This is a genomic window from Ramlibacter pinisoli (assembly GCF_009758015.1).
In the GTDB taxonomy this organism is placed as follows: domain Bacteria; phylum Pseudomonadota; class Gammaproteobacteria; order Burkholderiales; family Burkholderiaceae_C; genus Ramlibacter; species Ramlibacter pinisoli.
On record NZ_WSEL01000009.1, the window covers coordinates 694,081 to 716,670 of the forward strand.

18 protein-coding genes are annotated in these 22,590 nt (G+C 72.1%); 9 read left to right on the forward strand and 9 right to left on the reverse strand.

The genetic code is table 11. The features are described 5' to 3' along the window. Nucleotides 1–159: 159 nt before the first annotated feature. The 3 genes from GON04_RS17810 to GON04_RS17820 all read right to left on the reverse strand — a co-directional run bounded on the left by GON04_RS17810 (nt 160) and on the right by GON04_RS17820 (nt 4,116). Nucleotides 160–1,566 (reverse strand): sigma-54-dependent transcriptional regulator, encoded by a 1,407-nt coding sequence (locus GON04_RS17810; protein ID WP_157399369.1) that lies wholly within the window; start codon nt 1,564–1,566, stop codon nt 160–162. Further along, complete coding sequence (locus GON04_RS17815) at nt 1,563–2,837, reverse strand: sensor histidine kinase (protein WP_198349327.1); 1,275 nt, start codon at nt 2,835–2,837, stop codon at nt 1,563–1,565. The genes GON04_RS17810 and GON04_RS17815 overlap by 4 nt, the downstream gene beginning before the upstream one ends. Before the next feature lie 256 nt (nt 2,838–3,093). Beyond that, nucleotides 3,094–4,116, reverse strand: coding sequence for a LacI family DNA-binding transcriptional regulator (locus tag GON04_RS17820; protein ID WP_157400752.1), 1,023 nt, complete (start codon nt 4,114–4,116; stop codon nt 3,094–3,096). Nucleotides 4,117–4,252: 136 nt separating this feature from the next. On the opposite strand from GON04_RS17820, the gene GON04_RS17825 reads away from it, so the two are divergent. From GON04_RS17825 to GON04_RS17865, 9 genes are read left to right on the forward strand one after another with little or no spacing between them, the layout of a single operon-like run. Continuing rightward, a complete protein-coding gene (locus GON04_RS17825; RefSeq protein ID WP_157399371.1) occupies nt 4,253–5,284 on the forward strand; it encodes a TRAP transporter substrate-binding protein in 1,032 nt (343 codons plus the stop codon). Nucleotides 5,285–5,300: 16 nt separating this feature from the next. Continuing rightward, on the forward strand, nt 5,301–7,178 hold the full coding sequence (locus tag GON04_RS17830) for a TRAP transporter large permease (RefSeq protein ID WP_157399372.1): 1,878 nt from the start codon (nt 5,301–5,303) through the stop codon (nt 7,176–7,178). Nucleotides 7,179–7,227: 49 nt separating this feature from the next. Further along, nucleotides 7,228–7,779 (forward strand): VOC family protein, encoded by a 552-nt coding sequence (locus GON04_RS17835; RefSeq protein ID WP_157399373.1) that lies wholly within the window; start codon nt 7,228–7,230, stop codon nt 7,777–7,779. 4 nt (nt 7,780–7,783) lie between these two features. Beyond that, nucleotides 7,784–9,067: a ribulose-bisphosphate carboxylase large subunit family protein gene (locus tag GON04_RS17840; RefSeq protein ID WP_157399374.1), complete on the forward strand. Its 1,284-nt coding sequence runs from the start codon at nt 7,784–7,786 to the stop codon at nt 9,065–9,067. Next, nucleotides 9,064–10,410 carry a four-carbon acid sugar kinase family protein gene (locus tag GON04_RS17845; RefSeq protein ID WP_157399375.1) on the forward strand — a complete coding sequence of 449 codons (1,347 nt, stop codon included), beginning with the start codon at nt 9,064–9,066 and terminating at the stop codon, nt 10,408–10,410. Before GON04_RS17840 ends, GON04_RS17845 begins: the two co-directional genes overlap by 4 nt. A 41-nt stretch (nt 10,411–10,451) precedes the next feature. Beyond that, nucleotides 10,452–11,516, forward strand: coding sequence for a LacI family DNA-binding transcriptional regulator (locus GON04_RS17850; RefSeq protein WP_157399376.1), 1,065 nt, complete (start codon nt 10,452–10,454; stop codon nt 11,514–11,516). Nucleotides 11,517–11,574: 58 nt separating this feature from the next. Continuing rightward, the gene (locus tag GON04_RS17855; RefSeq protein ID WP_157399377.1) at nt 11,575–12,678 is read left to right on the forward strand and encodes a mandelate racemase/muconate lactonizing enzyme family protein; all 1,104 of its coding nucleotides are present in this window, start codon (nt 11,575–11,577) and stop codon (nt 12,676–12,678) included. A 28-nt stretch (nt 12,679–12,706) separates the two neighbouring features. Next, nucleotides 12,707–13,699: a tripartite tricarboxylate transporter substrate binding protein gene (locus GON04_RS17860; RefSeq protein ID WP_157399378.1), complete on the forward strand. Its 993-nt coding sequence runs from the start codon at nt 12,707–12,709 to the stop codon at nt 13,697–13,699. Next, nucleotides 13,696–14,235, forward strand: a complete 540-nt coding sequence (locus GON04_RS17865; RefSeq protein WP_181653641.1) for a carboxymuconolactone decarboxylase family protein — start codon at nt 13,696–13,698, stop codon at nt 14,233–14,235. Before GON04_RS17860 ends, GON04_RS17865 begins: the two co-directional genes overlap by 4 nt. A gap of 29 nt (nt 14,236–14,264) precedes the next feature. Here the strand turns inward: GON04_RS17865 and GON04_RS17870 are convergent, their stop codons facing one another. Genes GON04_RS17870 through GON04_RS17895 form a run of 6 tightly spaced genes read right to left on the reverse strand, consistent with a single transcriptional unit; the run spans nt 14,265 to nt 22,583 of the window. Continuing rightward, nucleotides 14,265–17,885 (reverse strand): molybdopterin cofactor-binding domain-containing protein, encoded by a 3,621-nt coding sequence (locus tag GON04_RS17870; RefSeq protein ID WP_157399380.1) that lies wholly within the window; start codon nt 17,883–17,885, stop codon nt 14,265–14,267. Further along, nucleotides 17,882–18,355 carry a (2Fe-2S)-binding protein gene (locus GON04_RS17875; protein ID WP_157399381.1) on the reverse strand — a complete coding sequence of 158 codons (474 nt, stop codon included), beginning with the start codon at nt 18,353–18,355 and terminating at the stop codon, nt 17,882–17,884. Before GON04_RS17875 ends, GON04_RS17870 begins: the two co-directional genes overlap by 4 nt. A 22-nt stretch (nt 18,356–18,377) precedes the next feature. Then, a complete protein-coding gene (gene pncA / locus GON04_RS17880) occupies nt 18,378–19,103 on the reverse strand; it encodes a bifunctional nicotinamidase/pyrazinamidase (RefSeq protein ID WP_157399382.1) in 726 nt (241 codons plus the stop codon). 50 nt (nt 19,104–19,153) lie between these two features. Then, entirely contained in the window at nt 19,154–19,912 is a 759-nt protein-coding gene (locus GON04_RS17885) for an ABC transporter ATP-binding protein (RefSeq protein ID WP_157399383.1), read from the reverse strand. After that, on the reverse strand, nt 19,912–20,694 hold the full coding sequence (locus GON04_RS17890) for an ABC transporter ATP-binding protein (RefSeq protein ID WP_157399384.1): 783 nt from the start codon (nt 20,692–20,694) through the stop codon (nt 19,912–19,914). The genes GON04_RS17885 and GON04_RS17890 overlap by 1 nt, the downstream gene beginning before the upstream one ends. Further along, nucleotides 20,691–22,583, reverse strand: coding sequence for an ABC transporter permease (locus GON04_RS17895; RefSeq protein WP_157399385.1), 1,893 nt, complete (start codon nt 22,581–22,583; stop codon nt 20,691–20,693). The genes GON04_RS17890 and GON04_RS17895 overlap by 4 nt, the downstream gene beginning before the upstream one ends. Nucleotides 22,584–22,590: the final 7 nt, after the last annotated feature.

A 22,590-nucleotide genomic window follows, 5' to 3' on the forward strand; every position in this document is an offset into this window, starting at 1 on the left:
TGCACGTCCCGTGCCAATCCTCGCACGTGCACCCCAGCCGGCTGCAGGCCGCGCGGACACAGGCCTCGCGTCGCTTGGGCTCTCGTGGCACAGGCATGGCCAGGAAGGGTGATTGGGTGCTGCCGCCAAGCGCGTGGGGCATCTGCCCCACCCGCGCTTTCAAGTCAGGTTGTCCGGAGGCTGGAGCTCGAACTTCTCGATGCGATAGCGCAGCGTGTCGCGCGACACGCCCAGCAGCTTGGCCGCCCGCGTGACGTTCCAGCGCGTGCGCATCAGGGCCTGCCGCATCAGCGTGCCCTCCACTTCCTCCAGCACGACGCCCTGCTCGGGCAGCACGCCCATGCCGCTGGAAGGCGCCTCGTCCACGCCGAACGCCGCCATCGGCGCCAGCACCACCTGCTCCGCCTGGATCTCGTCCGTCTGCGCCATCAGGACCGCCTGTTCGAGGCAGTTGCGCAGCTCGCGCACGTTGCCGGGCCAGGGATAGTCGAGCAGCAGCCGTTCGCAGGCAGGCGCCAGCCGCAGGCCGGTCTTGCCATAACGCTCGCCGTGCAGGGCCAGGAAATGCCGCGCCAGCATCAGGATGTCGGCGCCGCGTTCGCGCAATGCCGGCAGGTGCAGGTGCACGATGCGCAGGCGGAAGAACAGGTCGGCGCGGAAGTGGCCCAGCGCCACCTGGCGCTCCAGCTGCTGGTTGGTGGCCGCGATGATGCGCACGTGGCTGCGGTTGTCGCGCACGCTCCCAAGGCGACGCGTGACCCGATCCTCGATCAGCTTGAGCAGCTTGGACTGCACCGACAGATCGAGCTCGCCGATCTCGTCGAGGAACAGCGTGCCACCCTGCGCCATTTCCACGATGCCGGGCTTGCGTTCGCGCGCGTCGGTGAAGGCCCCGCGCTCGAACCCGAACAGCTCGGACTCCACCAGCGCCACGGGCAGCGACGCGCAATTGAGTTCGACGAAGGGCCCCTCGCGGCGGGCGCCCCCCTGGTGGATGGCCCGTGCCACCAGCTCCTTGCCGGTGCCTGTCTCACCGGTGATCAGCACCGTGGGCCGGTCATGGTCCTTCAGGGCTTCTTCCGCCTCGAACAGCCGTGCCAGCGCGTCCTTCAGGGTCAGCATGGGCGGCGAGTCACCCAGCAAGGAGCCGAGGCTGCTGCCGGCCGGCGGGCCGCGACTGGGCGCCCGCGCCACCGGCGGGGCGGATTCGCCCAGCGCCTTTTCGACGGCGTGGTGCACGTCGGCCAGCGCCACGGGTTTGGACAGGTAGTCGCAGGCGCCGGATTTCATGGCCTCGACCGCGATCTCGACGCTGCCGTGGCCGGTGATCATGATCGTGCGCACCTCGGGCTGGCGCGAGCGCAGGCGGCGCAGGACCTCCAGGCCGTTGATGCCGGGCAGGTTGTAGTCGACGAGCACCACGTCGGGCGGGTTGGCCTCGGCTTCCGCCAGCCCCTGGGTGCCCTGGGCCGCGACGGTCACGCCGTAGCCATGCTGGCGCAACGAGGTGGCAAGGTTGCGCGCCAGCGTCGCGTTGTCTTCGATGACGAGAATGGAACGACTCATCGCGCGATCACCAGATCGACGTTGACCGTCGCCCCGCCCGTTGCACGGCCCACCAACTCGATCGCGCCGCCGAACCTCTCGACGATGCGTTTGGCCAGCGGCAAGCCCACGCCCAGCCCCGTGCTCTTGGTCGAGCGGCGCGGCACGAACACGTTGGGCAGTTCCTCCGGCGCCACGCCGGCCCCGTTGTCGCTGATGCTGATGCGCAGCTTGCCCTCGTCGGGGGGCTTGCTGATCGCGAGTTCCACCAGTCCGCCGCTGGGCATGGCGTCCATCGCATTGGTCAGCAGGCAGTTGAAGACCTGGGTGAGCAAGGCTGCGTCACCCCGCACGGCCGGGGCCTCGTGCAGCGACGACGTGGCCACGCGGATCGCGCGGCGCTGGAACACCCGCGCGAAACTGCCCAGGCTGTCGTCCAGCACCTGCGCAATCTGCACGTTCTCGGGTTCGCCGGATTCGGGCACCGCGTACGCCAGCAGGTCGCGCACCCAACGCTCCAGGCCGTCGACCTCGTCGACGATGTCGCCGCTGGACTCGCGCACCGTGGCCGACGGGCTGTCGAGATTGAGTTCCGCGCTGGTGCGGATCGACGCGAGCGGGTTGCGGATGCCGTGCGCCACGGCGGAGGCCATGACCCCCAGCGCGGCCAGGGTCTCGCTCTCGACCAGCCGGGCCTGCTGGGACTGGATGATGCGGTCGGCTCGCCGCACCACCCACAGCAGCAGCCCGTAAAGGAACAGGCCGCCGCCGACGCCGCTCCACCACACCAGCCTGGTGCCGTCCTCGATGGCCTCGAACAGCGCGCGCGGATTCTTGTAGACCTCGATCACGCCGACGACGTCCTGGCCGCTGCGCACCGGCAGGTAGTTCTCCACGTAGCGCAGGACCGTGGCAGGCAGCAGCGCGTGCTCGGCCTTCGTCCCGACGGTGTCGACGCCGACGTGCAGCTTGCCGTGCAGGGCTTCGTCCAGTTCGGGGTTGTCCTCGAACTTCATGCCGATGAGACTGGAGTCGCTCGACCAGATGATGGTGCGGTCGCGCGAGAAGACATTGGCCCGCACCACGTCCGGCATGGTCGCGATGCGGTCGAAGAACTCGACCAGGTTGTTGTCGGCTTCCCGCTCGCGCGTGAAGTAGCTGCGCGCATGCTGCACCTCGACGATGCCCTGCACGAACTCCATGCTCACGTTCGCGTCCTGCCTCAGCAGGTTTCCCACCAGGAAGCGGGACAGCAGCAACGACGATGCAACGCTGACCAGGGCCGTGGTCAACAGCCCGAGAATCGCAAACCAGCGCGTCAGCCTGAACGGGTTCTGCATGGACGGGCCCAAGAATGAGCAGAAGTGGTAAGAGGACGTTGCAGGCACGAAGCACCTGCCGGTGAATGGCCGACGCGGTACGCCATCGTGCTCCGGATGAACGAACGGCCTGGGGCCATCCATCCAGCGGAAACATCTGATGCGTATTTCTTACAGATTTAGAAGGAGTCGCGGCGTTTGCGCAACGGCCGCGCAGCCACGGTCGGGCTCAGGGAAGGTTCTCGCGAAAGATCACCTGGCTGCGCACCTGCTCCACGCCACTGTTGGGTTCGCGGCCGTCGCGCAGGTTGGCGAAGATGCGCACGCAGTTCATCACGGCACCCTGCGGGTTCTGCGTGATCACCGCATCCATGGTCCCGTCGATCAGCAGCGCCCGGGTGTCGGGCGTGAGGCCATGGCCGATGAAGACGGGCTTGCGCGCCAGCCTCGCCTCGTGGATGGCGCGCCCGATCCCCTCGGCGCCGCCGCCGATGTTGTAGATGCCTGACAGGTCACCGTGCTGCTCGAACAACGCGCGCGCCTGGCGGTAGTTCTTCTCGGCATCGTCGTGGCCTTCGCGCAACCCGACAACGTGGACGTCCGGGCACTGCTCCTCGAAGAGGTGCAGGAACCCGGCCTCGCGTTCCTCGTGCGCGCGGTAGCTGAGGGAGCCGGCGATCATCGCCACCTTGGCCGTGCGCCCGCGCGCCGCCGCCCCCATGAAGCGCGCGATCAGGTAGGCGGCGGTGCGGCCGGCGGCGCGGTTGTCGAGGCCGACATACGCGCTGCGGCTCGAGTTGGACAGGTCGGAGATCAGCGTGACCGTGGGCACGCCGCGGGCCGCCAGGTCGGCCACCGCCTCGCGCACCAGCGGGTGCTCCAGCGCCATGAAGGCAATGCCGTCGCATTTCCTGCCGTGCCGCAGCAGCTGGCGGGCCAGCGCCTCGGGATTGAAGGCCTCGATGTACTCGGCCTGGCAGCGCACGTTGAACGGCGCCCAGTGCTCCTGCGAATAGCCGATCAGGTCGCCGAGCATGCGCAGGAAGCGGTTGCTGCCCTCCGGGATCAGGAACGCGAGGCGCAGCGGCTTGGGCCCCAGCGTCGTGCGGGCCTGCGCCTCGGACACGTAGCCGATGTCCGCGGCCGCGCGCATGACCCGCTGCACGGTGGACGCGCGCACGCCGGCCCGGCCATGGAGCACCCGGTCGACCGTCGCCAGCGACACCTGGGCCCGCTCGGCCACCTCTTCCATGCGCGGCAACGACACCTCAAGACACCTCAAATACCGGTTTGACGCACCAGTCCCTTCGGCCTACTCTAGCGCCGCTGGCAGGAGAGGACAACCCGCCTGTCCTCAGAACCCATCAGAACCCTTCAAGGAGACTTCCATGCCCCGCACTCCCGTGCCCACCTCCCGCCGTGCCGTCCTGCGCCAGCTGGGTGCCCTGCCGGCCGCGGCCGTGGCCACCGCGCTGCCCCGCTTCGCGCACGCCGCCGAGTTCTCGCTCAAGTACGGCAACAACCTGCCGGTCACGCACCCGCTGAACGTGCGCGCGCAGGAGGCGGCCGACCGCATCGCCAAGGACAGCAAGGGCCGGGTCGAGATCAAGATCTTCCCGAACAACCAGCTGGGCGGCGACACCGACATGCTGGCCCAGGTGCGCTCGGGCGGCATCGACTTCTTCACCCCGTCGGCGCTGGTCATCGCCACCCTGGTCCCGGTGGCGGCCATCAACGCGACCGGCTTCGCGTTCAGCGACTACAGCCAGGTCTGGGGCGCGATGGACGGCAAGGTGGGCGCGCACGTGCGCGCGGCCATCGGCAAGATGCGCCTGCACGCCTTCGAGAAGATGTGGGACAACGGCTTCCGCCAGATGACCAGCAGCAAGGGGCCGATCAACACCGCCAAGGACATGGACGGGCTGAAGATCCGGGTGCCGGTGAGCCCGCTGTCGGTGAGCATGTTCAAGGGCCTGGGCGCCTCGCCCGCCAGCCTGCAGTTCAGCGAGGTGTACTCGGCGCTGCAGACCAAGATCGTCGACGCGCAAGAGAACCCGCTGCCCATCATCCAGGTGGCCAAGCTGTTCGAGGTGCAGAAGAACTGCTCGCTGTCCAACCACATCTGGGACGGCTTCTGGTTCATCGCCAACGGCCGCATGTGGGAGAGCCTGCCGGCCGACCTGAAGACGGTGGTCTCGGGCGCCATCAACGACGCCGGCCTGAAGCAGCGCGAGGACATCAAGAAACTCAACGAGACGCTGCAGGCCGATCTGGCGGCCAAGGGGCTGGCGTTCAACAAGGCCAACCCGGACAGCTTCCGCGCCAAGCTGCGCGAGGCCGGCTTCTACGCCGAGTGGAAGGGCCGCTTCGGCGACGAGGCCTGGGGCCTGCTGGAGCAGTCCGTCGGCAAGCTCGCCTGATCCCGCCGGGGCGACCATGTCGGCTTCCCTCGCACAGGACGTGACACCGCCGCCGGCGACGGCCCTGGGTGCCTTGGCGCGCCGCGTCGACACCGCCATCGGCGCCACCGTCGAGGCGGTGGCCGGCAGCCTGGTGCTGGTGGAGATCGTGGTGTTGCTGGCCGGCGTGATCGCCCGCTACGTCTTCCACAAGCCGCTGGTCTGGTCCGACGAGCTGGCCTCGCTGCTGTTCCTGTGGCTGTCGATGCTGGGCGCCGTCGTGGCGTTGCGGCGCGGCGAGCACATGCGCATGACCGGCGTGGTCAACCGCGTCGGGCCCCAGGCCCGGGCCATGCTGGAAACCCTGGCCCTCGCGGTCCCGCTTGCCTTCCTGGCCCTGGTGATGTGGCCGGCGTTCGAGTACGCCAGCGAGGAACTGCCGGTGGTCAGCCCGGCGATGGAGGTCAGCAACGCCTGGCGCGCCAGTGCCATCCCCACCGGCCTGGCCCTGATGGCCATCGTGGCCCTGCTGCGGCTGTTCGAGCAGCACGCGTTGCGGCGCATCGCCATCGCGCTGGCGGCCACCGCGGCCGTCACTCTCCTGTTCTGGCTGGCGGGCCCCCTGCTCGCGCCGCTGGGCAAGTTCAACCTGGTGCTGTTCTTCGTCATCGTGGTCGCCGCCTGCGTATTCGGCGGCGTGCCGATCGCCTTCTCGTTCGGCCTGGCCACTTTCGGCTACCTGGCGCTGACCACCCGCACGCCCATGCTGGTCATGGTGGGCCGCCTCGACGAGGGCATGTCGCACCTCATCCTGCTGGCGGTGCCGCTGTTCATCTTCCTGGGCGCCCTGATCGAGATGACCGGCATGGCCCGGGCCATGATCCAGTTCCTGGCCAGCCTGCTGGGCCACGTGCGCGGCGGGCTGTCGTACGTGCTGATCGGCGCGATGTACCTGGTGTCGGGCATCTCCGGCTCCAAGATCGCCGACATGGCGGCCATCGCCCCGGTGCTGTTCCCCGAGATGAAGCAGCGCGGCGCCAAGCCGGGTGACCTGGTGGCGCTGCTGTCGGCCACCGGCGCGCAGACCGAGACCATCCCGCCGTCCATCGTGCTCATCACGATCGGCTCGGTCACCGGGGTGTCCATCGCCGCGCTGTTCACCGGCGGCCTGCTGCCGGCGGTCGTGGTCGGCGCCTTCCTGTGTGCCGTGGTCTGGTGGCGTTACCGCGGCGAGGACCTGTCGCGCGTGCGCCGCTACGGCAAGGGCGAGATCGGCCGCTTCCTGCTGGTGGCGCTGCCTGCCATCGCCCTGCCCTTCGTCATCCGCGCCGCCGTGGTCGAGGGCGTGGCCACCGCCACCGAGGTGTCGACCATCGGCATCGCCTATTCGGTGCTGGTGGGCGTGTTCATCCACCGCCAGTTCGACCTCAGGCGGCTCAAGCCGATGCTGGTGGAGACGGCCTCGCTCACCGGCGCCATCATCTTCATCGTCGGCTGCGCGACGGCCATGGCCTGGGGCCTGACGCAATCGGGCTTCTCGCAGGACCTGGCCATGCTGATGAAGGCGATGCCCGGCGGCGCCATCGGCTTCATGGCCGTGTCCATCGTCGCCTTCGTGGTGCTGGGCAGCGTGCTGGAGGGCATCCCGGCCATCGTGCTGTTCGGTCCCCTGCTGTTCCCGATCGCCAAGGCGGTGGGCATCCACGAGGTGCACTACGCGATGGTGGTGATCTTCGCCATGGGCATCGGCCTGTTCGCGCCGCCCTTCGGCGTGGGCTACTACGGCGCCTGCGCCATCTCCAAGATCCATCCGGACGAGGGCCTGCCGCACATCGGCGGCTACATGGCCGCGCTGTTCGCCGGCCTGGTCGTCGTCGCCGCGATCCCCTGGATCTCGACCGGTTTCCTCAAGTGACCCGGGTCGTGCCGACCCGGCCGTCCCCCATTCCACAAAGGCAGTTGCAATGAGCAGATTCTTCGGCGAGATCCGCCAGGTGGCCTACCTCGTGCCCGACATCGAGGCGGCCATGCACCACTGGGCCAGCGTGCTGGGCGTCGGCCCCTGGTACTACAACCCGCGCGTGCCGATCCGCAACTACACCTACCGCGGCGAGCGCTACGAGCCGCACAACTCGGTCGCACTGGCCAACGCCGGCGGCCTGCAGATCGAGCTGCTGCAGACGCGCAACGACGTGCCGTCGATGTACCGCGATTTCCTGCGCGCCGGCCTGCAGGGCGTACAGCACGTGGCCTACTGGACCGAGGACTTCGACGCCGACCTGCGCCGGGCCGAGGAGGCGGGCTTCAAGGTCTGCATGGGCGGCGAGGTCGGCGAGCGCGGCCGCTTCGTGTATTTCGAGGAGAAGCCGGCGGGCAACGCCTTTCCCGGAACGGTGGTCGAACTGTCCGAGGTGGCCGGTCCCAAGGGCAAGCTGTTCCGGCTGATCCGCGAGGCGTCGCAGGGCTGGGACGGCCGCGACCCGGTGCGCCCCTTCCCCGACCTGGACACGCTCTGACCCGATGGCCGCCGACCGCTTCGAGGCCACCTACCTCATCGAAACCCCGCTGGATCCCGCGCACGTGGCGGAGGTCCTGGCCGGCGAACAGTCGTGCGGCACCTTCACCCGCGTCGACGGCGAGACCGATGCCCTGCGCGAGCGGGCGCGTGCCGTCGTCGAGTCGGTCGAGCTGCTGGACGTCGCCGAGCGCCCGTCGCTGCCCAACGGCTGGATGCAGCGGCGCGGCCTGTACGACAAGCCCCAGCGCTGGCAGCGCGCGCGCCTGCGCGTGAGTTTCCCGGTGGCCAACGTCGGCGCCAACCTGCCGACGCTGGCGGCCACGGTGTCGGGCAACCTGTACGACCTGGGCGAGGTCACCGGCCTGCGCCTGGAAGCGCTGAAGCTGCCGGCGGCCTACCGGGCGCGCTTCGACCGCCCGGCCCAGGGCATCGCCGGCACCCGGGCACTCACGGGCGTGCACGGCCGGCCCCTCATCGGCACCATCATCAAGCCCAATGTCGGCCTGTCGGCCGAGGAGACCGGCGAGCTGGTCGGGCGCCTGTGCGCGGCCGGCGTCGACTTCGTCAAGGACGACGAATGCTGCGGCGACCCCGACCATGCGCCGCTGGAGCAGCGCATCCGGGCCGTGATGCGGCGGGTGCGCGACCACGAGCAGCGCACCGGCAAGAAGGTCATGGTGGCGTTCAACATCAGCGACGAGACCGACGCCATGCGCCGCCACGCCGACCTGGTGCAGCGCGAGGGCGGCAGCTGCGTCATGGTCAGCCTCAACTGGTGCGGCTACTCGGCGGTCCAGACGCTGCGGCGCCACACGCCACTGGCCATCCACGCGCATCGCAACGGCTACGGCGCCCTCTCGCGCCACCCGCTGCTCGGCTTCTCGTTCCAGGCCTACCAGGCGCTGTGGCGGCTGGCCGGCGTCGACCACATGCACGTGCACGGCCTGCAGGGCAAGTTCTCGCAGACCGACGACGAGGTCATCGAGTCGGCCCACGACTGCCTGGCGCCGCTGGCCGAGGGCCTGGACGACCGCGTGCTGCCCGCCTTCTCCAACGGCCAGTGGGCCGGCACCGTGCCCGCGACCTGGGACGCGGTGCGCACCGACGACCTGCTGTTCATGGCCGGCGGCGGCATCCTGGGCCACCCGGACGGCGCGGCCGCCGGCGTCGCCAGCATCCAGCAGGCCTGGGACGCGGTGCAGCACGGCGAGTCGCTGTCCGACCGCGCCGCGCGCTCGCCCGACCTGCGCCACGCGCTCGACTTCTTCGGCAAGAAGGCCGGATGAACCCGACGGAGACGGCACTCCGGCTGGGCTGGTACGGCGACGACTTCACCGGCGCCACCGACACGCTGGCCGTGCTCACGCAGGCCGGCCTGCGTGCGATGCTGTTCCTGGGCGTGCCCGCCGAGCCGCAGCTGGCGCGGGCCGCCGCCGCGCTCGGCGGCCCGCTCGACGCGGTGGGCATCGCCGGCGCCGCCCGCTCCATGGCGCCCGCGGCGATGGCGCGCGAGCTGGAACCGGTGGGCGCCTTCTTCGCCCGCCTGGCGCCACCTGTGCTGCACTACAAGGTCTGCTCCACCTTCGACAGCGCGCCGGGCATCGGCAGCATCGGCGGCGCCCTCCGCACACTGCGGCCGCACGTCGACCAGGCCGTGGTGCCGGTCGTCGGCGGCCAGCCCAGCCTGGGCCGCTACTGCGCCTTCTCCAACCTGTTCGCGGCGGCCGGCCGCGGCGGCGCGGTCGAGCGGCTCGACCGGCATCCCACGATGCGCCAGCACCCGACCACGCCGATGGACGAGGCCGACCTGCGCCGGCACCTCGCGGCGCAGGGGCTGGAGCCGATCGCGGCGCTGCACTACCCGGCCTACGCCCTGCCCGACGCCGCGCAGGATGCCGCCTTCGCCGCGCACGTCGCCGCGGGCGCACAGGCCGTCGTGCTGGACGTTGCCGACCCCGGCCACCTCGCGCCCGTCGGCCGCCTCCTGTGGCAGCAGGCGCAGGCCGGCCGCCTGCTGGCCGTGGGTGCCAGCAGCGTCGCCCAGGCGCTGGCCGCGCACTGGCAGCAGTGCGGCACGCTGGCCGCCGCGCCGGCCGCCACCGCCCCCCTGGCTGCGGCCAGCGGACCGGTGCTGGTCTTCGCCGGCAGCCTGTCGCCGGTGACGGCGCGCCAGGTGCGAGCCGCGACGTCCTACGAGCGCATCGCCCTCGCGGCCGCCGATCTCCTCGACGCCGGCGCCAGCGAAACAGCCGGGGTGCGCATCCGCCAGGCCCTCGCCGCCGGCCGGCACGTCCTGGCCTATACGGCGCCGGCCGACGCCGCCGGCGCCGACACCACGCAGGCGGCCGCACTGGCCGCGGCCAGCGCGCGCTTCGTGCGCCGCCTGCTCGACCAGCAAGCCGCCGCCGGTGCACCGCTGCGCCGGGTGGGCATCGCCGGCGGCGACACCTCCAGCCTGGCGACCCAGGCGCTCGGCCTCTGGGGGCTGTCGTACCGCGGCAGCCTGGGTGCCGGCGTCGCCATCAGCCGCACCCACGCCGACGCACCCGCGCTGGATGGCATCGAGCTGATGCTCAAGGGCGGGCAGATGGGGGGCGACGAGGTGTTCGAGCAGTTGCTGGGCCGGTGACGCAGTCGCTGTGGTAGCGTCCGCGCGACCGCCCGGCGACCATGAAGAAGACCCCACCCGCTCCCGCCGCCGCCCCCCGGCCGCGGCCTCGCGCACGCGCCGAGGGCGGCGTCACGCTGCAGGACGTCGCCCGGCTGGCCGGCGTGTCGCCGATGAGTGCCTCGCGCGCGCTCAACACGCCGGCCCGGGTGTCGCAGGACATCCTGCAGCGCGTGCAGGAAGCGGTGGCGCGCACCGGCTACGTCCGCAACAGCCTGGCCGGCGCGCTGGCCTCGCGCCGCAGCCGGCTGGTGGCCGCGCTGGTGCCCAACGTCGCCGGACCGGTGTTCCAGGACCTGATCCAGGCCCTGATCGCCGCGCTCGGCAGCGCTGGCTACCAGCTGATCCTCGCCCAGAGCGGCTACGGCGTCCTGCCCGACGACCTGCTCAACGCGGTGCTGGGCCAGCGGCCGGACGGTCTCGTGCTGGCCGGGGTCGTGCCGTCGGCCCAGGGCCGGCAACGCCTGCAGTCCGCCGGCCTGCCGGTGGTGGAAACCTGGGACATGGTGGCCGAGCCCGTGGACATGCTGGTGGGGTTCTCGCACGAGCAGATCGCGGGCGCCGTGGCCACCCACCTGATCGCCGACGGCCGCCGACAGCTGGCCTTCGTGGGCGGTGAACATGCGCGCGCGCAGCGGCGCGCCCGCAGCTTCGTGTCGGCGGCGCTGGACAAGCGCCGGACCGCCCGTGGCCACGCCGACGCCGTGGCCGTCGAATCGGTGCCGGCACCGGCCGACGTCCGCAGCGGACGCGACGCGCTGGCCCGCATCCTGGCGCGCCAGCCGAAGACCGACGCGGTGTTCTGCAGCTCCGACCTGCTGGCGCTCGGCGTGGTGACCGAGGCCCAGGCACGCGGGATCCGCATCCCCGAGCAACTCGCCGTGGTGGGCTTCGGCGACCTGTCCTTCGCCGCCGACGTGCTGCCGGCCCTGACCACGGTGCGCATCGACAGCGCCGCGATCGGCGCCACCGCGGCGCGCTTCATCGTCGAGCGGGCCGAGGGCCGGCCGGTCGCCGCGACCACGGTCGACGTCGGCTTCTCCATCGTCACGCGCGACACGGCCTGACGCTGCTGGCCCAGCGTTGGCGACGGGCTATGATCGCGGTTTGGTAGCGCTACCCAACATGACCACTTCCACCGCAATCGCCTCCGTGGCCTGCCTGCAGGTGCGCCTGCCCTTCGACCATGGCGGCCCGGCGCCGCTCTTTGCCGGCAAGCCGCGCACCACCCTCGACAGCGCCTGGATCCGGGTCGAACTGGCCAACGGCCTGGTCGGCTGGGGCGAGTCCTACGGCGCCGACCTGGACGCCATGTCGTCCATCTTCCGCAACCGCGTGGCGCCGCTCGCGGCCGGCCGCGACGCGCTGGACCCGGCGCTCACGGCCACGCTGGACCGGACGCTGCACAACATGGGCCGGTCCGGGCCCGTGACCCACGCCCTGAGCGGGCTCGACATCGCCCTGTGGGACCTGCGCGGCAAGCTGGCCGGCGTGCCGGTGTACCGGCTGCTGGGCGGTGCCCGGCGCACCCGCATCCCGGCCTACGCCTCGCTGCTGCAGTACTACGGCGACACCGCGCTCGTGGCGCGCAACGTCGAGCAGTCACTGGCGGCGGGCTACGGCCAGATCAAGCTGCACGAGAAGACGCTGGACAGCGTGCGCGCCGCCCGCGCGGCCATGGGCCCCGGCGTGCCGCTGATGCTGGACACCAACTGCGCCTGGGATCGCCAGGGAGCGATCGCTGCCGTGACGGCCATGCGCGAGCACGACCTGCACTGGGTCGAGGAGCCCGTCTGGCCGCCCGAGGACGTGCCCTCGCTGCGGGCCGTGCGCGAGGCCACCGGCGTGCCCACCGCCGTCGGCGAGAACGCCAGCAGCCTGTTCGAGCTGCTGGACCTGGTGCGCTCCCGTTCGGCCGACCACGTGCAGCCCAGCGCCCTGAAGTCCGGCGGGCTGACCACGCTGAAGGCGGTGTCCGATGCCTGCGCCGGAACGCCCGTGCGCCACTCGCCGCAATCGGCCTTCTTCGGCCCCGGCTTCCTCGCCACCTTGCACGTGCTCGCCGCCCAGGAGCAGGAGGTCGCGGTGGAGCGCCTGTTCTGCGGGCTGGGCCACGTGCCCTACGCGCACAGCGTGCCGTTCGAGGGCGGCGCCTTCCATCTCAATGACCAGCCCGGCCTCGGCGCCGACCCCGAGCCGGACCTGCTGGCCGGCCCCTTCGTATCCTGATTCCCCAGCGCCCCCTCCCGGAGACACCATGCATTCCAGATCCCACGTGCGCTGCTCGCGCCGGTCCCTCCTTCGCCTCGGCGCCGCGGCGTGCGCGGCTGCGGCCTTCCCGCTCACCGCCGGGGCGCAGTCTGGCACCGGCAAGGTCATCGTCCCCTACGCACCGGGCGCGGCCACCGACACGCTGGGCCGGCTGATGGCCGACCTGCTCGGGACGGCCACCGGCACCAGGTACATCGTCGACAACCGCGGCGGCGGCGCGACCCAGATCGGGACCAAGGCGGTGGCCACTGCGGCGCCGGACGGGCTGACGCTCGGCTTCATCGACACCGCCTTCGTCATCAATCCCGGCCTGTTCGGCAGCGCCCTGCCCTACGACACGCGGCAGGACTTCGCCCCCGTCTCGCTGATGGCCACCGCGCCGCTGGTGCTGGTGGTGCACCCCTCGGTCGCTGCCAAGACCGTGGCCGAGCTCGTCGCACTGGCCAAGGCACAGCCCGGCAAGCTGGTCTACGGATCGGCGGGCGCCGGCAGCGCGCCCCACCTGGCCGGCGAGCAGCTGCGCCAGGCCGCCGGCATCGACATCATCCACGCGCCCTACCGCGGCGGCGCCACGGTGCTGAACGACCTGCTGGCCGGGCACATCCAGTTCGGCTTCACCACCGTGCCGACGATGCTGCAGCACATCCGCGCCGGGTCGGTCCGTGCCCTCGCGGTGACCAGCGCGACGCGCGCCGGGCAGCTGCCGCAGGTGCCCACGATGAAGGAAGCAGGCCTGCCGGCCGTCGACGCCTCGCCCCTGTTCGGCCTGGTCGCCCCGGCGAAGACACCCCAGCCGGTGCTGGAGAAGCTGGCCGCGGCGGCGCAGGCCGCCCGCAGTGGCACGGCCCAGGCCCGCCTGTCCGAGCTCGGCTTCACGCCGGTCGGCAGCTCGCCCGAGGAGTTCCGTGCCCGCATCGAGGCGGAGATCGCGAAATGGACGGCCGTGATCCGGGCCGGCAACATCAAGCCGGGCGAATGAGCGGCGACGACCGATTCCCGGCCGGCAAGGACCGGCTGGATGCGCAGCAGCTGGCCGCCTACGAGCGCATCCAGGCGCGCCGCGGCGCCGTCCCGGTGCCCTACCTGTCGCTGCTGGCCCGTCCCGACCTGGCCGAAGCCTTCGAGCAGTTCTCGGCCCTGGCCTGGCAGGGCCGCCTCACGACCGACGTGCAGGAGGCGATCTACCTGGTCACGGCCCGTGCCTACCGCTGCGCCCACCAGTGGCGCAACCACGAGAAGAAGGCGCTGGCGGCGGGCGTCGGTGCCGACACCGTCGCGGCCATCCGGGCCGGGCGGTTCGACGCGCTCGGCGGTGCCACGCCCGAACTCGCGCGCTGCATCCGCTTCGCCGCCGAACTCCATGCGCACGACTCGGTCCCGGACGAGGTGTTCGACGCAGCCGCAGTGCAGGCCGACCCGGCCTGGATGTCGGAACTGGTGGGGTTCTGCGCCCTGGCCGCCTCGATCGCGGTGCTGCTGAACGTGCGCGAACGCGCCCCGGCCAACCTGTCCTGATCGGCACGCCGCGGACCGGCGCCCTCCCGCTAGGGCGTCGACGGCGCGGCGCGCAGGCGCGCGATGGCGGCCGGAAGGTCGGCCCAGGGCGGCTGGCCGGGAGCGAAGCGTCCCCGCATGTAGCCGGCCAGGTCGGCGACCTGCTCGTCGCTGAGCGCGTGGCGGAAGGCCGGCATGAACCCCAGGTCGCGGCCGGCCGGCTCGCGGATGCCGTCCAGGATGACACGCACCAGGTTGTCGGGGCGCGCGGCGTGCAGGCTGGTGTTCAGGGCCAGCGGCAGGTTGACGCCCAGCAGGCGCGGCCCGTCCCCGTCGTGGTGGCAGGCGCTGCACGCGCCCTCGAACAGGCGCTGGCCGGTGCCCAGCAGGGCCGGCTGGCGCGCGGCGGCGGCGGCCACCACCGACCGCGCGAGGCCCGCCTCGTCGGCCACCGGCGCCTGGAAGCTGGCCAGGTAGGTGGCCATCGCACGGACGTCGTCGTCGGGCAGCACCGCCAGCTGCTGCACCACGGGCGCCATCGGGCCGGCCGCGATGCCGTGGTGCTGCGTGTGGCCGTGGCGCAGGTAGCGGTACAGCTCGTCGGCGGACCAGGGGACCGGCGAGCGCGACAGGCCCGTGAGCGCCGGCGCCTCCCAGCCCTCGACCATGGCGCCCCCCAGGTAGGACGCGCCGCCCCGTTCAGCGCCCAGCGCGTTGCGGGCCGTGTGGCAGGCGCCGCAATGGCCGACACCGTTGACCAGGTAGGCGCCGCGGTTCCACTCGGCCGGCCGTTGCGGCTGCGGCTGGAACGGCGTGGCGTCGTGGAACAAGCCCTTCCAGCCGGCCAGCAACGGCCGCACGCCGTAGGGGAACGCCAGCTGGTTCGCCGGCGTGGCGGCTTCGACGGCCGGCTGCGCCATCAGGTACGCATACAGCGCGACGAGGTCGTCGTCGGTCATCCTGGCGAACGCCGTGTACGGAAAGGCCGGGTAGAGATGGCGGCCGTCGCGCGAGACGCCCTCGCGCATCGCGCGCTGGAACGCGCTGAACGACCAGGCGCCGATGCCGGTGCGCGCGTCGGGCGTGAGGTTGGTGCTGTGGACCACGCCGAACGGCGTCTCCAGGGCGCGCCCGCCGGCGTTGGGCACGCCGCCCGGCGCCGTGTGGCAGACCACGCAATCGCCGGCGGCGGCGAGCAGGCGGCCGCGCTCGATGGTGGCGGCGGTGTAGACCGCCGAGGTCGAGGCCGCCACCGGCGCGATGGCGGGCCGCCAGCCGGCCAGCGCGGCCACGGTGCCGAGGACGCCGGCGCCCAGCACCAGCGCGTGCGACCAGGCCGGCCGGCGGCGCGGCCAGGGCGCATCGGCCGGTGCGCCCCGCGGGGCGGCGGGCGCTGGCACCGGCTCCGCGGCGGCCGGCGGCCCGTGCAGCGCAGCCCGCACCACCTCCGGCGTGAACGGCGGCTGCCGCAGGCGCACGCCGGTGGCGTCGAAGATGGCATTGGCGATGGCGGCCGTGCCCGGCACCGACGCCGCCTCCCCGGCGCCCAGCGGCGGCTCGCCGGGACGCGGCATGGTGACCACCTCGACCACCGGCACGTCGCGGAAGCTCAGGATGGGGTAGCTGCCCCATTCCTGGCTGGCGACGACGTTGGTCCCGGGCGCCAACTGCACCTGTTCCTTGAGCGCGCGGCTGGTGGTCTGCAGCACGTTGCCGTGCAGCTGGTGCTTCACCCCTTCGGGATTGATCATCAGGCCGGCGTCGTGGCCCACCACCACCCGGCTGACGTGCACTTCGCCGGTGGCGCGATCGACCTCGACGTCGGCCACCCAGGCCGCCCAGGCCGAGCCATGGCCCGGCCACTTGCTGTGCATGTAGCGCGCATAGGCCACGCCCTGCCCCTTCACGAGGTCGCCGCCGGCGGACTGCTGCCGCGGCCCGCTGCGCGGCTGCCAGCCGGCGCGGTCGGCGGTGGCGCGCAGCAGCTCGGCGGCCCGTGTGTCCTTCAGGTGGCGCAGGCGGAAGGCGACCGGATCGGCGCCGGCCGCGGCGGCCAGCTCGTCGATGTAGCTCTCGTGCGCGAACGAGTTCGGCAGCGCCGAGACGCCGCGCAGCCAGGAAGCGCGCAGCACCGGCGGCATGTCGTTGACGGCCACGCGCAGGTTCTCGTAGTCGTACGGCGGGCGCGCGGTGCGGTCGCCCATCTCGAAGGCCTGCGCCACCGGCTCGATGGTGCGCGTGAGCAGCAGCGCCAGCGTGGGCGCTCCGTTGGACGGGTAGGAGGTCTGGAAGTCGTAGGCGGCGACCGAGCCGTCGGCGGCGAGCCCGCCGTTCACCTGCATCAGCTGGGCCGCGCCCTTGGGCTCCCAGGCGTGCTCCTGCTCGCGCGTGAGCTGCACCCGCACCGGCGCACCCACCGCGCGCGACAGCAGGGCCGCGTCGGCCGCCACATCGTCGGCGCCGTTGCGGCCGTAGCAGCCGGCCGCCTCCATGCGCACGACGTCGATGGCGGTGTCGGCCATGCCCATCAGCCGGGCCAGGTCGGCGCGCAGCACGTGCGGGCTCTGCGAGCCGGCCCAGACCGTCATGCGCTCGCCCTGCCAGTCGGCCAGCGCACACGAGGGCCCGATGGAGGCATGCATCTGGTAGGGCCAGACGTAGGTGCGCGGCATCGGGTGCGCGGCGCGGGCGATGGCGCCGTCGACGTCGCCCTGCTCCACCAGGCGGCGCTGGGTGGCCGGGTTGGCACGCAGCATCCCGGCCAGGTCGGCCTGGTCCGGCAGCCCGGGCCAGGCCTTCCAGCGCACCCGCAGCTCGCGCAGGGCCTGCTCGGCGTGTTCCTCGCGCTCGGCCACGATGCCGACGAAGTCGCGGATGACGACCACCGCCCGGATCCCCGGGATGTGGGCGATGGAGGCTTCGTCCACTGCCTCCAGCGTGTTGCCGATGAAGTCGCCGTGGTCGGCGCCCGCATAGGGTGGCCGCACCACCCGCCCGTGCAGCATGCCGGGCACCCGCATGTCGTGCACGAAGACCAGCCCGCCGGTGGCCTTGGCCGGGATGTCGATGCGCGGCACGCCGTGGCCGACGATGCGGTAGTCGTCCGGATGCTTGACGGGCGTGGCGGGGTCCAGCGGCAACTCGACGTGCTGCCCGTGCAGCAGCGCGCCGTAGCCCAGCTTGCGGTCGGGTTCCTCGACCACGCGCACGCTGCCGTTGCGCAGGCTGAGGGCGGACGGTGCGACGCCCAGTTCCCCGGCGGCGCGCACCAGCAGCCAGACCCGGGCCTGGGCCGCCGCCGCACGCAGCGGGGCGCCGTGGACCTGCAGGGACGCGCTCGCGATGGTGGGCCCCTGGTTGGGCGCCATGGCGGTGGTGCCCAGCACGGTGGCGACGCAGGCCAGCGGGACGTCGAGTTCCTCGGCCACGATCTGGGCCAGCGCCGTGGCCAGGCCGGTGCCCAGGTCGACGTGGCCGTGCAGCGCCGTGACGCTGCCGTCGTCCCACACGGCCAGCAGGATCTCGGGCCCCTCGGCCGGGTTGCCCGGCACCACGGCCGGCTGGCCCGGCACGGGCGGCAGCGCCGGGGGCGGTTCGCGCGTGACCAGCAGCACGCCGGTGGCGGCGTGGAAGTCCGCCCGGCTGCGCGGCTGGTCGGCGCGCCGGCTCATGCCCGCAGCCGCCGCGCGGCCAGCCGCACCGCCTCGAGGATTTCCAGGTGGCAGCCGCAGCGGCACAGGTTGGCGGACAGCTCGCGCCGGATGTCGGCCTCGCTCGGGTCGGGGTTGCGCGCCAGCAGCGCCACCGTCATCAGGACCATGCCATTGAGGCAATAGCCGCACTGGGCCGCCTGGGCGTCGATGAAGGCCTGCTGCACCGGATGCGGCGCCGCGGCGGTGCCCAGCCCTTCCAGGGTGGTGATGGCGCGGCCGGCCACGCCGCCGGCCGGGATGGCGCACGCGCGCGCGGCGATGCCGTCGACCAGCACGGTGCAGGAGCCGCACTCGCCCAGGCCGCAGCCGTACTTGGGGCCGTTGAGCCCCAGGTCGTTGCGCAGCACGGTCAGCAACGAGGCCTGGCCGGACACCGGCAACCGGTGCGCCTGCCCGTTGACCTGGAGGGTGACCGTGGCCGGGTGCATCGGTCCGGCGTCGCCTGCTCGCTCAGCCCAGGACGTCGGCCGACTGGATGCGCTTGACGCCCTTGGACGTCATCTGCTTCCAGGCCGCCGCCAGCGACCCGTTCAGGTCGATCGCGCGGGTGGCGTCCTCGATGACATAGGTCTCGAAGCCCAGCTTGCGTGCATCCATCGCCGTCCAGGCCACGCAGAAATCGGTGGCCAGCCCGGTGATGTAGACCGTGCGGATGCCGCGCTGCTTGAGGTAGCCGCCCAGGCCGGTGGCGCTCTTGTGGTCGGCCTCCTCGAAGGCGGAGTAGCTGTCCATGGCCTTGTGGTAGCCCTTGCGCACGATCAGCTGGGCGGTGGGCAGCTTCAGGTCCTTGTGCAGCGCCGCATCGTCGGTGCCCTGCACGCAATGGTCGGGCCACAGCACCTGCTGCCCGTACGACAGCTTGGTGGTCTCGAACGGCTTCTTGCCCGGATGGCTGCTGGCGAACGAGGCGTGGCCGGGCGTGTGCCAGTCCTGCGTGACCACGATGTTCTCGAACGACCCGGCCAGCTTGTTGATGATGGGCACGACCTCGTCGCCCTTGCCCACCGGCAGCGTGCCGCCCGGCACGAAGCAGTTCTGCACGTCGACCACGATGAGGGCCGCCTTGGCTCCGGTGTCGGGCTTGCCCGCCGCGAACAGCGGGCCGAAGGGGACGGCGGATGCGGCGAGGCCGAGTGCGCCGTGGCGCAGGAAGGTTCTTCGTTCGAGGCTTGGCATGGCGTGCTCCTGGTGGGGAAGGATGGAATGGCGTGGGGTGCCCTGGGCCTTCAGACGCTCAGGTGGTTGCGCCGCACTTCGTCGTTGGCCGCCAGGTCCGCCATCGGACCCTGGAAGCGGATCTGGCCCTTCTCGAGCACGTAGGCCCGGTCGGAGACGAGTTCGGCGAAATGCATGTTCTGCTCGGACAGCAGGATGCTCACGCCCTGCGCCTTGAGCTCCACGATCATCAGGGCCATCTGCTCGACGATGACGGGCGCCACGCCTTCGGACGGCTCGTCGAGCAGGACCAGGTAGGGGTTGCCCATCAGCGTGCGCGCCACGGTGAGCATCTGCTGCTCCCCCCCGCTCATGCGCCCGCCCGGCCTCTCGCGCATCTCGCCCAGGTTGGGGAACAGCTGGAACAGCCGCTCCGGCGTCCAGGCCGGCGCCGGCTGGCCCTCGGGCCAGGTGCGCGCGGGCTGGCGGCCCACGGCCAGGTTCTCCATCACCGTGAGGTCGGTGAAGATGCGCCGGTCCTCGGGCACGAAGCCCAGGCCCAGGCGCGCCACGTCGTGTGGCTGCGCGCGCGAGATGTCGCGGCCCATGAAGTCGAGCGTGCCGCGCCGCCGGTCCAGCAGGCCCATCAGCGCCTTCAGGGTGGTGGACTTGCCGGCGCCGTTGCGGCCCATGAGCGCCACGACCTCGCCGCGCCGCACTTCCAGGTCGACGTCGAACAGGATCTGCGCCGCGCCGTACCAGGCCGACAGGCCCTGCGCGCGCAGCAGCGGCGCGTTGCCGACGTTCACGTAGGGATGCGAGGCACTCATCACGCCGCCGCCTTGGTGGCCGCGGCCACCTTCTCGAAGGTCTTGCCGGTGCCGAAGTAGACCTCCTGCACCTTGGGATGGTCGCGGATCTCGGCCGGCCGGCCCTGCGCGATCAGCCGGCCGCGCGCCAGCACGATCAGGCGGTCGGCATAGGCGAACACCACGTCCATGCTGTGCTCGGTGAACAGCACCGCCAGCCCGCGCTCGACCACCAGCCGCTTGGTGAGCGCCATGAGTTCGTTGCGCTCGCGCGGCGCCATGCCGGCCGTAGGCTCGTCCATCAGCAGCAGCTTGGGCTCGTTGGCCATGGCGATGGCCAGCTCGACCCGCTTGACGTCGCCGTAGGCCAGCACGCTGCACGGCCTGTCGGCCTGCTCGGCCATGCCGACCTGCGCCAGCAGCCGCAGGGCGTCGTCGCGGCGGTGCGCGGCGGCCGGGCGCCAGAGCGAATACAGCTTGTGGTCGGCCGACAGCAGCGCCATCTGCACGTTCTCGACCACGGTGAGCGAGGCGAAGGTCTCGGCGATCTGGAAGGTGCGGCTCACGCCCATGCGCCAGATCGCGCGCGGCCTCAGGCCGACCAGCTCGCGCCCTTCCAGGCGGATGGAGCCGCTGTCGCAGCGCAGCTGGCCGTTGACCATGTTGAAGGTGGTCGACTTGCCGGCGCCATTGGGCCCGATGAGCGCCAGCAGCTCGCCGGCCGCGAGCTCGAAATCGATGCCGTCGACGGCGCGCACGCCGCCGAACGACTTGCCCAGCCCCTTGACCTGCAGCAGGCTCATGGCCGCACCCCGGCGCCGCGGCGCTGCTGGACCTGGCGCAGGAATCCGGCGATGCCCATCGGGAACAGCAGCACCAGCAGCAGGATGACGGCGCCCAGGGTGGCGCGCCAGTAGTCGGTGTTGCGTGCCACCGTGTCGTGCAGCCAGGTGAACGTGACCGCGCCCACGAGCGGGCCGGACAGGGTCTGGATGCCGCCCAGCAGCACCATCACCAGCGCGTCGACCGACTTGCCCACGTGCAGGCTGTCAGGCGAGATGCTGCCCTTGGAAAAGGCGAACAGCGCGCCGGCCAGGCCGGCGAACAGGCCGACCAGCACGAACGCGACCCACTGCATGCGCCGCACGTCGATGCCGATGGCGTCGGCCCGCAGCGCCGAGTCGCGGGCGGCCCGGATGGCGTAGCCGAACGGCGAGAACAGCGCGCGCCGCAGCCACAGCACGCTGCCGGCGACCAGCAGCAGGGTGAGGTAGTAGTAGCTGCGCCGGTCGGCCAGCCAGGACGAGGGCCAGACGCCGGTGAGCCCGTTGCTGCCCCCGGTGAAGCCGTCCCACTGGAACACGACGGCCCAGGTGATCTGCGCGAAGGCCAGCGTGAGCATGGCCAGGTAGACGCCCGACAGGCGCACGCAGAACCAGCCGAACACCAGCGCGCCCAGCGCCGCCACCGCCGGGGCGACCAGCAGCGCGCCTTCCATCGGCAGGCCGATGCTGCGCACCAGCAACGCGGCACCGTAGGCGCCGAGCCCGAAGTAGGCGGCGTGGCCGAACGAGTGCATCCCGGCCGGGCCCATGATGAAGTGCAGGCTGGCCGCGAACAGCGCGGCGATCAGCAGGTCGATGGCCAGCACCGTGACGTAGGGCGAGCCCGCCGTGGCCAGCGGCAGCAGCACCAGGCCGGCCAGCAGCACCGCGGCCGACACCTGGAACGGCCGGCCTCCGGGGCGCAGCGGCGCCTCGGCCTCCCCCACGTGGCGGCTGATCGACTGCGGCCGCCCCATCAGGCCCCAGGGCCGCACGACCAGCACCACCGCCATGACGAGGAACTCGACCACCAGCGTGAGCTTGGACATCGAGAGGCTGATGCCGGCCACCTCGACCAGCCCGAGCCAGATGCACAGGGCCTTGAGTTCGGCGATCAACAGCGCCGAGACGTACGCGCCGGGGATGGACCCCATGCCGCCGACCACGACGACCACGAAGGCCGAGCCGATGGTGAGCAGGTCCATCTCGAGGTTGGCCGGCTCGCGCGGCAGCTGCAGTGCGCCGCCCAGGCCGGCCAGCATGGCGCCCAGCGCGAACACGCTGGTGAACAGCCAGGCCTGGTTGACGCCCAGGGCGCTGACCATCTCGCGGTCCTGCGTGGCGGCGCGCACCAGCGTGCCCCAGCGGGTGCGCGTGAGCACCAGCCACAGCGCGCCCAGCACCAGGGGGCCGACCGCGATCATGAACAGGTCGTAGGCCGGGAAGCGCCGCCCGAGGATCTGGATCGAGCCGGCCAGGCCCGGCGCGCGCGGCCCGAGCAGTTCCTCGGGGCCCCAGGTCCAGAGCGCGGCGTCCTTGATGACCAGCACCAGCGCGAAAGTGGCCAGCAGCTGCAGCAGTTCGGGCGCGCGGTAGATGCGCCGCAGCAGGGTGATCTCGATGACGGCGCCGAGGGCGCCGACGGCCAGCGACGCCAGCAGCAGCGCCGGCCAGAACCAGGCGCCGCCGCCGCTGGCCTGCACCAGCGAATAGGCACCGTAGATGCCCAGCATGTAGAAGGAGCCATGCGCGAAATTGACGATGCGCGTGACCCCGAAGATGAGCGACAGGCCCGCCCCCACCAGGAACAGCGAGGAGGCGCCGGCCAGCCCGTTGAGCAGCTGGACGACGAAACCGGACAGGTCCATGGACGCG

Bases quoted from the DNA above. Each gene is read 5' to 3' on its own strand.
- GON04_RS17875 (WP_157399381.1), bottom strand. From the start codon at position 18,355: ATGCACCCGGCCACGGTCACCCTCCAGGTCAACGGGCAGGCGCACCGG.
- GON04_RS17885 (WP_157399383.1), bottom strand. From the start codon at position 19,912: ATGAGTGCCTCGCATCCCTACGTGAACGTCGGCAACGCGCCGCTGCTG.
- GON04_RS17865 (WP_181653641.1), top strand. From the start codon at position 13,696: ATGAGCGGCGACGACCGATTCCCGGCCGGCAAGGACCGGCTGGATGCG.
- GON04_RS17820 (WP_157400752.1), bottom strand. From the start codon at position 4,116: ATGGAAGAGGTGGCCGAGCGGGCCCAGGTGTCGCTGGCGACGGTCGAC.
- GON04_RS17860 (WP_157399378.1), top strand. From the start codon at position 12,707: ATGCATTCCAGATCCCACGTGCGCTGCTCGCGCCGGTCCCTCCTTCGC.
- GON04_RS17850 (WP_157399376.1), top strand. From the start codon at position 10,452: ATGAAGAAGACCCCACCCGCTCCCGCCGCCGCCCCCCGGCCGCGGCCT.
- GON04_RS17845 (WP_157399375.1), top strand. From the start codon at position 9,064: ATGAACCCGACGGAGACGGCACTCCGGCTGGGCTGGTACGGCGACGAC.
- GON04_RS17825 (WP_157399371.1), top strand. From the start codon at position 4,253: ATGCCCCGCACTCCCGTGCCCACCTCCCGCCGTGCCGTCCTGCGCCAG.
- GON04_RS17895 (WP_157399385.1), bottom strand. From the start codon at position 22,583: ATGGACCTGTCCGGTTTCGTCGTCCAGCTGCTCAACGGGCTGGCCGGC.
- GON04_RS17855 (WP_157399377.1), top strand. From the start codon at position 11,575: ATGACCACTTCCACCGCAATCGCCTCCGTGGCCTGCCTGCAGGTGCGC.
- GON04_RS17835 (WP_157399373.1), top strand. From the start codon at position 7,228: ATGAGCAGATTCTTCGGCGAGATCCGCCAGGTGGCCTACCTCGTGCCC.
- GON04_RS17840 (WP_157399374.1), top strand. From the start codon at position 7,784: ATGGCCGCCGACCGCTTCGAGGCCACCTACCTCATCGAAACCCCGCTG.
- GON04_RS17890 (WP_157399384.1), bottom strand. From the start codon at position 20,694: ATGAGCCTGCTGCAGGTCAAGGGGCTGGGCAAGTCGTTCGGCGGCGTG.
- GON04_RS17870 (WP_157399380.1), bottom strand. From the start codon at position 17,885: ATGAGCCGGCGCGCCGACCAGCCGCGCAGCCGGGCGGACTTCCACGCC.
- pncA (WP_157399382.1), bottom strand. From the start codon at position 19,103: ATGCCAAGCCTCGAACGAAGAACCTTCCTGCGCCACGGCGCACTCGGC.
- GON04_RS17830 (WP_157399372.1), top strand. From the start codon at position 5,301: ATGTCGGCTTCCCTCGCACAGGACGTGACACCGCCGCCGGCGACGGCC.
- GON04_RS17810 (WP_157399369.1), bottom strand. From the start codon at position 1,566: ATGAGTCGTTCCATTCTCGTCATCGAAGACAACGCGACGCTGGCGCGC.